This is a genomic window from Nostoc foliaceum FACHB-393, assembly GCF_014698505.1.
GTDB lineage: Bacteria > Cyanobacteriota > Cyanobacteriia > Cyanobacteriales > Nostocaceae > Nostoc > Nostoc foliaceum_A.
The window spans coordinates 1-5,724 of record NZ_JACJTD010000143.1; the positions used below are offsets into that span (position 1 = coordinate 1).

Genomic DNA, 5,724 nt, shown 5'->3' on the forward strand with positions numbered 1-5,724 from the left:
GGCATTGTAAGAGTGATAGGATGTCGAACATGGGCGAATTGTAGTTTTTGAGTTGTCGTTTGGGAAGACAATAACTCTACTACAGAGCGCCCTCTCTCTTCATACTCTTGTTTTGGCGAAGGTATTGATCCAGCTAGCAGTTTCTCGTCCATCCTGAATCGACTTGTCTGGTTTGAAAATGAACAGACCGCTTTCAGCTAGAATTTTCTTTGCAGAGATAAAAGTACTGTACCCCAAAGCAGAAGTCAAAGGCATCCATCGGGAACCGTAGGGGTCAGCCGTCCAGCATTCTTGCCACAGTTGCGTTATTGATGGTTTTTGCTGCGATGCCCAGAGCAAATCTTCAATGGGAATAATCACATGAAGCCGCTTGTACGGTGACTGTACTTTAGCGGCAGCAGCCTTTTTGGGTTTGGGTCTTGTAATAGTTGCGGTCATTTCTACAATCTCCTATTTATATTGACGCATGGAAATTTCCCCTACTGTGATTGCAGGGTTTTGTACTTGTATTCGGTTGTCTAAAAAGTCACCGATGCACTGAAAGCCTATTGAGGCTGCCAGAATCGCAATTCGTCCCGGAAATACCTATCAGTCTTTTTTGATTGCTCCTTCCAACAATCCCAAGCCACCACCAACTCTTCGCCTAAATCTTGCACCACCTCGCCCCTCTCAACATACAAAGTACGGTATGGGTCGGCATGGGCAACGATAGAGCCAATGCCAATAGTGTTTTGTTGAGAGGATGCGTTCTGGAGAGCAGCAATTAATTCTGTCTCTTGGGTGGTTAATTCCGTCCAATAGTCTTGTTTGATTACCTCGTACTCTTGGGCAACATCCCAAAACTCCTGCCAAGTACACCCAGGTTTTGCAAGCACCTGCCGAATATCACTAACCGCTTGGGGTAGCATCTCCAATTGCTCGGCTCGATATGCGATCGCATTTGGTGTTGGCTCACTCCCCAGAATTATGGCCGCAGCTTCGAGTGCTTGGGTATTGTTCATGGCGCTGGCTAGATTCTTCAAAGCCATACCCATTAAACGTAGACATTCCAGGGCATTTTCCTTGGGCGGTTCCTGGGCTAGCGATCGCAGATCAATTGTTTTCTCCAACGCCTGTTTAACTTGCTTGTTCAACGCTTTGGTAGCTTGCTGGGTCATTGTATTTCCCCACTGTTGGGAAGGGCGCTGTTCTACGGCGTTTTCCAATTCTTGGATACGTTGCTGAAGTCGCTGATTTTCAATTTCCAACTGTCGTAGACCTTCCATCTCGTCTAAACGCTGCTGTAACTGAATATTCTGCTCTTTCTGTTGTTTGAAGAGTTGTTGCAAGGATTGGATTTGCTCTTGCACCTGGGCTTCGACTCTAGCCCCTGCTTCTGCTTGTAGCCCAATTCTCAATTCCTGCTCTAGGCTCTCTAACTCCTGTTGGTGTTGCTCTTTGATTTGGGCGATCGCTTCCGTGTATTCTTTCGGGTATGTGCGCTCTGCTGAGAATGACACAATTGCGTCATTTAAACCGGTCAAATCAGCATTGTTGATCAACAACCTTTCACCATCGCCAAAGGTGACAATCTGCTGATAGTTATTTGGTGCGTCTGCTTCAATCACTCCTGATTCACCATAACGAGGGTGTGAAAGGGAAGAAACAGTGACAGAATGACACAATTGCGTTTTGACTTTTTCTTGTTTTGTGCTATTGGTTTTACTGGGTGACGTATTGTTTGGAACGACCTTCTGTACTGCTCTAGCGAAGTCTGCGGCGGTGGGGAAGGGTTTTTCTTTCGCTGCGATCGCAACAGCTTCGTGTAACTTATCAGGAGTTTTAACCAGCCGGAGTAAGGGGCGAGTTTGAGAGGGTTTAGTAATCTTTTCCCTGAGTGACTCTGGCAGAGTATCAACTACTTTCTTCGCAGACAGCAAATCTCTGACCCGGCGATATCCCCCGTGTTTGGTCAACTCACTTTCACAGTAAGCTTCAAAGCTCTTGTGTCCACCATCTTCGTAATAGCCTTTGTCTCGCATCAGTCGCAATTCATCGGATGCTTGCCACTCAAAACGGTCGATGGCGGTGAAGGTTTCCTGGATGCTGGCGTTGACAACACTGTAATCGAGTGCTGTTGTTTGTTCGGCTTCTAGTGTCAGCATGGCATTTTACGGTCTACTGATAAGAAGGCAAGCAAATGCTTGTCTTGTTTACCTCGCGCTTCAAGTGCGGATAGCAAGTGTGTGAGCAAATGTTATTCGCGTTTGGGCGATTGCCTAAAAAATTAAGTAGCCACATATTCTAGTGGCTACTTAAAATCTAACACCGAGCTAGCTTAAAATCAAGAAAATTATCTAGAATAAAATGGCATACCTTAAAAAATGCTTCACCCCCTGTCAAGAGGGGGTGAAGTTTTCATTATTTGAACCAAGTTGTCGATTTGAGATGACATGGCTTTTAACTGACTTTTAAGCTGCTCATTCTCTCTTGCCAGCCCGGTTGTAACTCCCCCAAGACTTTCTTTAAAACTTCTACATCCTCAACTAGCTTGACTATATCCACTACATTGCTGTGGACAATCATCTCGCCTATATAATTCCTCATGTGGTTTTCGATATCTTCCGTAATCGATATACCATCTTCTTTCAATTTTGTTTTGTACTTCTCGTATAACTCGGCATCTATCTTGATACCTAGCTGGGCAATTCGCCCTTGTGTCTCTGGCTTTTTGTTCGCAGGCATATTTTTCTGTTGGTCTTTATCAACAATATACTCTTGATCCAGAATAATCTCTGCAAACCTTATTGTAAGCCAACTTAATAATCTAGATTTTTATCTTGACTTAATCTAGATTGTTTGCTAGATTATATCTAGAAAGCAAAAAGACGACCGCCCCAAGTCTCGCAAACCGTGCGATCGCCTTTTATCCAACTGAATGGAGATCAATATTATGACCTACATAACACATACACCGCAAGCAATCATTGATTTTTCTGTTGATGAACAAACCTTAGCCCAAGCAGAATTATACAGCCACCTCGAATCCCAAGCCGAAGCTGTAGCCCCAACCCAAGATCCTCTCACCAGCAGAGATCGCCGCATCATTGGTGAGATTATCGAAGTCCAACCCGAATCAGTTCGCACCATCTGGATTGAAGGCGGAATCACAGTATGGATTCAGTTCGTGGAAGGCGGACGACTACCATTTGACCGCAACTGGTTCGCCACAAGAGTTGCAGAGGTCAAAGCGACTCTGCCAGAAACACCCCTGGAGCGCAACGAGCGATTAAGCGATGAATTAGAGGAAGCCTGCACTGTTTTCGGTCTGTACCACGGAGAGATCGACTGGCTCTCGTTTAGCACCAAACTCTACCAAGACGGGCATTTTGTTGGCTTCGTCGGGTGCAGTCAACAGGGCTGGTACGCTCGACCAAGACAGTACGGGGTAAATCAGGTTGCTGGCAGTGCCAAAGATGTGATTGCGCTGTTAGGAGTCCGAGCGGCAGTAGCAGCGTAAGTTGCTGAAGTGAAAAAGGCGATTGTAGTCTAAGCAACTGCAATCGCCACCTATATGCAATTACAAATAATCATTACATATAGCCCAGCAAGTAACATCATACTTTCAGATTCGGGTTTCTATGACTGCTAAGAGAATTTTGTGCTACCTCCAGCAGATGCAAATACAGAGGTGTAAGAAATTCCTCGTTTTGGAAGTGAGAAAAGGCGATTGCTCTTCCAAGAGAAATGCGATCGCCTCTACAACGAAATTTATGACAATTCAAATCATGGCACACAGAATATGATTAGCCCATTTTCTCTTCAAGAAGCCCAGTCGGATGATCCAAGAGAGAAAATACTCTTACCTCCAACAGACCCCAACGCAGAGGTCATGGAAATCCCTGGATACAATCTGGTTTACGTTGGTGGAGCTTGCCCCAGGAATTATCGAGTGTACAAAGCTGATTCAATGATTGGGGTGATATTTCAGCACATTACCCACTGGTCGAATGCTGTAGATAAGATTCGATACGCCGAGCCGATTGATGCAGCAGTTGAGCTTGATGAATTTATGACGATGGCAGGCAGATTAACAGTGACTAAGGAACAACCACCCACAGAAGAGGAATTATTGGATAAAGAATTTGATGCGCTGACGAGTGACGAATGGGAACGGTTAAAAAGATACATTCCACAAGTGAAAGATTTAGTTGCAGCGTAAAAAATAGGTGGGCAGGAAAACCCACCTCTAAAGTAAAAAGTAAAAAGCAAAATCAAATTCTCAGTTTATCTGAATACAACAACACAACTCATCGGATAACCCAATGGAACCGATAGAAATACTGAAAACTTTCAACTCTTGCTACGTAAATATTCAGGCAATCGCCCAAGATGAAAACTGGCTCTTGTTGATTGCAGACAAGAAGATTGACCCAGAGGCAGGAACTCACGTAGGCGATACATTGCATTATTTAGCCGAGGTAATGGGGTGTGTCGAAGAAGTTGTTGAAATCAAGTTTAATCAGGAATCAAAATCATGAAACTCTATGCAACCAGTATTCCTGAAACTTTGCCAAGTTGGGCAACTGTTATATCGAATAATGCAGGTTTGATTGAAGTAGAAATTAATGATGAAGACCCTGGATTCCATTCAATGATTGAGGAATTATCTACTGAAATCCAACCAGGAGTTATTGGTGTAAACCAGGAGTTATTGGTGTAAAAGCTAGTGATTTATGTACAAGACTCAGCATTGAGATGGTTGATAATAGTGAAGAAAATCACTTAGAGAATGAGATTTAATTGCTCAAGCCGCAGGAATTAAAAACACTTCTAGAAGCAGAGATTAAAAAGCGGCTATATCAACTCGAAGTGCTGAAATACGAATTAAAAACAATTCCTGGAATTGTCATAAATAGCTAAGTCGAACAGTATCCAGTATCAACGCAATTTTTAGCAACAACAACGCAATTATGGAAACCATCAAAATCAACAACAGCGTCTTTCTCATCCCACCCAGCCAACCGAAACTACAAGCGAATTGCGCTAAAGAGTACGGGCAATTTCTTCTCGATTGTCCCCCAAAATTGACAATTCTAGAAGCACAAGCAGGAGGATATCTCAAAGGTAACAAGGCTGATTTTGCGATCGCAATCTCCCGCCCTGACCGTGCATTGACTATCAACGAGAACTTCACCAATGAACCATTTACCGAACTTTGGGTAATTCCTGTTGCTGGCGGACTAAAAGACCAGTTTAAGGGGCCAGCCTCCATGCTGCTTTCTTTCCTGATCCACCGCCGCAGTAAAGACAATTTCGCCGGACTGTACAATCACTTCGCCCATCGTGCTTTCCAGCAGTGGTGTGAGGAAGGGATGCCGGGAGATCCCAAAGAGTTCTGTTATCAGGCGATCGCTAGCGTACTCAAAAACTACATTTTCTGTGCTGAGTTTCAGAAAGTGGAAGGGGCGCTAGGAACGTACTGGTTCATTCAGTGGTCGTATCGCAATCCCCAATCTGATTTTGAGAAAGATGCGCTCGAAGCCGCCGAGATGATTCGCTCTGGTGCGGAATCTGGGGCAACACTTCACTGGGTAACGAATGAAACTTACGAGCGCTGGGCTAGTAATGCTGTCACTGCACCAGCATTACCCCCAGTTTCGGAGACTGAGGCACGGCTATCTCTGCAAGGACAGAATCAGACAGCAATGCCGCAAGGGAAACGGAAGTAATTAGACATTACAA

At 44.5% G+C, this 5,724-nt stretch carries 8 protein-coding genes; 5 read left to right on the plus strand and 3 right to left on the minus strand.

The window, feature by feature from the left end:
• Nucleotides 1-99: 99 nt before the first annotated feature.
• The 3 genes from H6G92_RS37975 to H6G92_RS37985 all read right to left on the minus strand — a co-directional run bounded on the left by H6G92_RS37975 (nucleotide 100) and on the right by H6G92_RS37985 (nucleotide 2,724).
• Nucleotides 100-438, minus strand: coding sequence for a hypothetical protein (locus tag H6G92_RS37975; RefSeq protein ID WP_242059517.1), 339 nt, complete (start codon nucleotides 436-438; stop codon nucleotides 100-102).
• 107 nt (nucleotides 439-545) lie between these two features.
• On the minus strand, nucleotides 546-2,144 hold the full coding sequence (locus tag H6G92_RS37980; protein ID WP_190901919.1) for a hypothetical protein: 1,599 nt from the start codon (nucleotides 2,142-2,144) through the stop codon (nucleotides 546-548).
• A gap of 295 nt (nucleotides 2,145-2,439) precedes the next feature.
• A complete protein-coding gene (locus H6G92_RS37985) occupies nucleotides 2,440-2,724 on the minus strand; it encodes a hypothetical protein (protein ID WP_012413087.1) in 285 nt (94 codons plus the stop codon).
• Between the two features lie 208 nt (nucleotides 2,725-2,932).
• Here H6G92_RS37985 and H6G92_RS37990 point away from each other — a divergent pair, with 208 nt between their 5' ends.
• The 5 genes from H6G92_RS37990 to H6G92_RS38010 all read left to right on the plus strand — a co-directional run bounded on the left by H6G92_RS37990 (nucleotide 2,933) and on the right by H6G92_RS38010 (nucleotide 5,711).
• Nucleotides 2,933-3,499: a hypothetical protein gene (locus H6G92_RS37990; protein WP_190901921.1), complete on the plus strand. Its 567-nt coding sequence runs from the start codon at nucleotides 2,933-2,935 to the stop codon at nucleotides 3,497-3,499.
• A gap of 210 nt (nucleotides 3,500-3,709) precedes the next feature.
• On the plus strand, nucleotides 3,710-4,201 hold the full coding sequence (locus H6G92_RS37995) for a hypothetical protein (protein WP_190901923.1): 492 nt from the start codon (nucleotides 3,710-3,712) through the stop codon (nucleotides 4,199-4,201).
• Between the two features lie 103 nt (nucleotides 4,202-4,304).
• The gene (locus H6G92_RS38000; protein ID WP_190901925.1) at nucleotides 4,305-4,520 is read left to right on the plus strand and encodes a hypothetical protein; all 216 of its coding nucleotides are present in this window, start codon (nucleotides 4,305-4,307) and stop codon (nucleotides 4,518-4,520) included.
• On the plus strand, nucleotides 4,517-4,702 hold the full coding sequence (locus H6G92_RS38005; RefSeq protein WP_190901927.1) for a hypothetical protein: 186 nt from the start codon (nucleotides 4,517-4,519) through the stop codon (nucleotides 4,700-4,702). Before H6G92_RS38000 ends, H6G92_RS38005 begins: the two co-directional genes overlap by 4 nt.
• A gap of 250 nt (nucleotides 4,703-4,952) precedes the next feature.
• The gene (locus tag H6G92_RS38010) at nucleotides 4,953-5,711 is read left to right on the plus strand and encodes a hypothetical protein (RefSeq protein WP_242059518.1); all 759 of its coding nucleotides are present in this window, start codon (nucleotides 4,953-4,955) and stop codon (nucleotides 5,709-5,711) included.
• The last annotated feature ends 13 nt before the right edge of the window (nucleotides 5,712-5,724 follow it).